General features: G+C 30.8%; 4 protein-coding genes. 1 reads left to right on the top strand and 3 read right to left on the bottom strand.

Annotation, left to right across the window (positions count from 1 at the left end; genetic code table 11):
* Positions 1 to 161 precede the first annotated feature (161 nt).
* Positions 162 to 1127: a glycosyltransferase family 9 protein gene (locus tag PHI38_RS09510; RefSeq protein WP_299855526.1), complete on the top strand. Its 966-nt coding sequence runs from the start codon at positions 162 to 164 to the stop codon at positions 1125 to 1127.
* Here the strand turns inward: PHI38_RS09510 and PHI38_RS09505 are convergent.
* The 3 genes from PHI38_RS09505 to PHI38_RS09495 all read right to left on the bottom strand — a co-directional run.
* Complete coding sequence (locus tag PHI38_RS09505) at positions 1113 to 2138, bottom strand: hypothetical protein (RefSeq protein WP_299855525.1); 1026 nt, start codon at positions 2136 to 2138, stop codon at positions 1113 to 1115. The genes PHI38_RS09510 and PHI38_RS09505 overlap by 15 nt on opposite strands.
* A gap of 9 nt (positions 2139 to 2147) precedes the next feature.
* Positions 2148 to 3590, bottom strand: coding sequence for an MBOAT family O-acyltransferase (locus PHI38_RS09500; protein WP_299855523.1), 1443 nt, complete (start codon positions 3588 to 3590; stop codon positions 2148 to 2150).
* 3 nt (positions 3591 to 3593) lie between these two features.
* A partial coding sequence (locus PHI38_RS09495; RefSeq protein WP_299855521.1) for a DapH/DapD/GlmU-related protein occupies positions 3594 to 3993 on the bottom strand: 400 nt, incomplete at its 5' end.

The raw sequence follows: 3993 nt of genomic DNA, 5'->3' as shown, positions 1-3993 counted from the left end.
ACAAGTGAGAAAAGCTGGCTTTTTCTCATCCTCTTTTTATAATCTTTGTCTTGCAATGGATATGGTTGGTCGGAATAGTTATCCCAGATATATGGCTCTTTCATAAGGCGAATTATAACCTTTTTAAGATAAAATTGCCCATTAAGAAGTTGGAGATTTTTTTGAATATTTTAGTAGTTAGAACAGATAAACTAGGCGATTTTATAACGGCTCTTCCTGCTATGTATGTCTTAAAGCAATATAACAAACAAAATAGGCTAATAGCATGTGTGGCACCTTTAAATAAGGCACTAGCAGAGTCTTGCGACTTTATAGATGAGGTCATTGTGGATGATGGTGGGAGTATTTGGAGTTTGGTAAAAAAGATAAAGAGTGCAAAAATAGATGCCTCTGTTACCCTTTTTTCAAACACTCGTGTCGCAGTTGCTCAGTTTTTAGCAAGAGTACCAAAGCGAATAGCACCTGCAACCAAAATTGCTCAGATTTTTTATAACAAACGCGTTGTTCAAAGAAGAAGTGAAGTAAAGATGGCTGAGTTTGAGTATAACCTAGAACTCACCCGCGCACTCTTTATTGATATAAGCTTGGAGTATAAAAAGCCGCTTTTATCGTTTGAGGATAAAGAACTTATATATAGAGTTTTTTGTGCAAATCATGATATTCAAAAAGATGAGATAATCGCTTTTCATGTCGGTTTTGGCGGTTCAAGTGATGCAAATTGGAATCTTGATGAGTATGAGATTTTAATCCGTGAGGTTGTAAAACAGGGCAAGTATCAAGTTGTTTTAACATTTGGCCCTGATGAAAAAGAGCTTTATGAAGAGATGCAAAACAGGCTTTATGATGTGGATGTTATCTTTTATCTCTCACTTGAAGGACTTGTCTATTTTGCAAAACTAGTAAGTAACTTTAAACTTTTTGTCTCTACATCTACGGGAACATATCATGTTGCCTCTCTTGTTGGAACTCCGACAATGACATTTTTTGCAGATACACTTTTTGCAAGCTCAAAGAGATGGAAAAGTGTAGGGGATGCAAAACTCCAAGAGCATTTTATGATTCCAAGCGACAAGGGAAAAAGAAATAAACTCTTAAATAAAGTTATTGAAGAATTATTGAAAGTTTAATGACTTTAATAGCTCTAGTTTTTCTTCAAGATTAGTTTGGTTTATAATAATATTAGTACGTGGACAATCTGATTCTTTATTAAAAAGCTCATTTGTTAAGCACTTATATGTTTTTGGATATGCATGATTTGAATCTGAAAAGTATATATTAGCTTTGGCCGCTAGTTCGCTCTTATACATAAAGTGATTTATCTCACTAGCCACTTGAACACTCTCTCTTAACCATCTTTCATAGTCTTGATATAGGTCTTTTGATAGTATAACCTTAAAATGTTCTTCGCTTACGGGTGTTGTAAAAAAGATAAATTTTATCTCTGGATAACTTTTTATAAGCTCAGAAATATAAGAAAAGTAATTTTCATCATACTTGTGTTTATACCTATCTCTAAGGTAGTCTTGTATATCTTTTTGAATGTTTGAGTTATATTTAGTAATATTTATATCATTAAAGTTTTGTCTTTTAACGTAACTATATTTATATGTTGTGTTTCGTTTTTTAGATGTATTTTTTATGTTTGATAAAGATTGTTTTAGGGTGTCAAGGCTAAAAAGTAATTTGTATTTATAAAATGGGCTAGTGATTTTTTCTAAAATTACTTTTGACTCTTTAGCAATAAAGGGCTCATACTCTAATGCACCAAAAAAATCCAATCCAATTATGACACTTGTAATTGGTTGTTTTGCTTCTGTTATGGCAAAATCTAAATAAGCTTTATATTCTCTTGGTTGCATATCTGATACTGCGTAATTAAAGGTTTTGTCATCCAAAACATAAGGATTCATATAAGTAATTCTACTGCTTCCAAAAATGATTGTTTCATATTTTTTAGATCTAAAGTAGAGTGCGTTACTTTTTTGTTCTCTCTCTTTTGATCCTCTTTGGTACTGATTAAATTTATGTTCATGTTCAAATGTCCATAGTGAGTCTATATAATAATTTATAGATGCTATTGCACTAAGAGTTAATGCTAAAGAGATTAAAATATATAATATCCATTTTTTATTACTCATCTAAATTTCCTAAAAATTAAAATATAAAAAATCACTTACTTTTGTAAGGTTCATAAATGAAAATAATAAAAACAGGTAAGTAACAAGGGCTGTTTTTTTATTTGCTTTAAAGTGAGTTATGTAGTAAGAGCTGTTTTTTAAAGCTAAAACTACAATAAAAGCACCAATTAACCATAAGATTCCATCTCTACTAGCATTGATTTCAAAAAATACAACTCCTTGCTTGATAGAACTTAAAAAAGGGAGTTTATCTATAGCTTGATATGGCAAAATCAACTCTCCAAAAAACATACTTTTTAAGATTTTTATAGCATCATCAAACTCTTTTGCTCTAAAAAAAATCCAAGAAATATTTATAAAGTTAAAGGTAATTAACCATGCTAACCACGTATGCATCTTTATGCCAAGGCTACTCCATACTCTATGTACAACAAGGCCTAAGCCATGTAAAAATCCCCAAAATATAAATGTCCATCCAGCCCCGTGCCATAAACCGCCAAGTAGAAATGTAATCATTAAGTTACTATAAGTTTTGAAATTACCTCTTTGACTGCCTCCTAATGGTATGTAAATATAATCTCTTAAAAAATTAGACAGAGTTATATGCCATCTTCTCCAAAAATCTTGAATATTTAAAGCTTTGTATGGTGAGTTAAAGTTAATAGGAAGTCTTATATTAAATAATAATGCAGCACCTATTGCCATGTCTGTATAGCCACTAAAATCAAAATATAGTTGAAATGTATAGCTAAGACTTGTTGCCCATGCTTCTATCACATTTAATACTTCTGCTCTGTCAAATCCATTATTCGCCCAAGTAGCAAATGTGTCAGCAATTACGACTTTTTTAAATAAACCCATAGAAAATATAAAAATGCCAAGAGTAATATTTTTATACCTTTTTACTAATCTCCATTTAGAAGCAAACTGTGGCATCATATCTTTGTGATGGACAATAGGACCAGCTATTAATTGTGGGAAAAAGGTAACAAATAGGGCATAGTTTAAAAAGTCATACTCAGCAGTTTTTCCTCTATAACTATCTACCAGATATGCTATCTGTTGAAATGTAAAAAAACTGATAGCTAAAGGAAGCACAAGGTGTAAAAGAGAGAGATTTGCATTTAATGCAAAGTTAAAATTTTCTATAAAAAAATCAGCATATTTAAAATAGCCAAGCAAAGATAAATTCGCCAAAATAGCAAAAGTAAGAATAGATTTTTTAGATAATTTAATTTGTTTATTTAAAGAGTTTCCAATCGTATAGTTAAATAACATGGATGAGAGGATTAAGGGAAGATATGAGATATTCCACCAACTATAAAAAAATAGAGAAGAAAAAACTAAAAAAGATTTTGCACCAGTTATCAATCTACTATGTAATAAGTAAAAGTATATAAAAAATGTAATAGGTAAAAAAGCGAAAATAAATTCGTAAGAGTTAAATAACACTAATTAGTAATCCCAACTTATATTTTCTTTTATCACTTTCGCAGGATTCCCAGCTGCTATAGAATTTGTTGGGATTGATTTTGTCAATACTGATCCTATTCCAACAATGGAGTTTGAGCCTATTTCTACGCCTTTTAAGATGACTACGTCGTCTGCTACCCATACTTTAGTGTTCAAAGTAATGTTCTTCGCACTATTTATTATTTTTCCATCTTTTAGTATTGGATGTCCGTCTGACGTCATAAGTTTTGCATTTCTGCTTAACATACACTCATCACCAATGCTCAGAGTTATGTCTTTTTCTTTTGCACTTAGATAACACCCATTTCCAATGATTGAATTTTTTCCTATAATGATAGAGCAGTTATCACCAACTATCTCTAAAAATGAGCTATTTATTTTT

Origin of the sequence: Sulfurimonas sp., assembly GCF_028694895.1 — a bacterium.
In the GTDB taxonomy this organism is placed as follows: domain Bacteria; phylum Campylobacterota; class Campylobacteria; order Campylobacterales; family Sulfurimonadaceae; genus Sulfurimonas.
This window is presented reverse-complemented; position numbering and strand designations above follow the sequence as displayed.

Bases quoted from the DNA above. Each gene is read 5' to 3' on its own strand.
- PHI38_RS09505 (WP_299855525.1), bottom strand. From the start codon at position 2,138: ATGAGTAATAAAAAATGGATATTATATATTTTAATCTCTTTAGCATTA.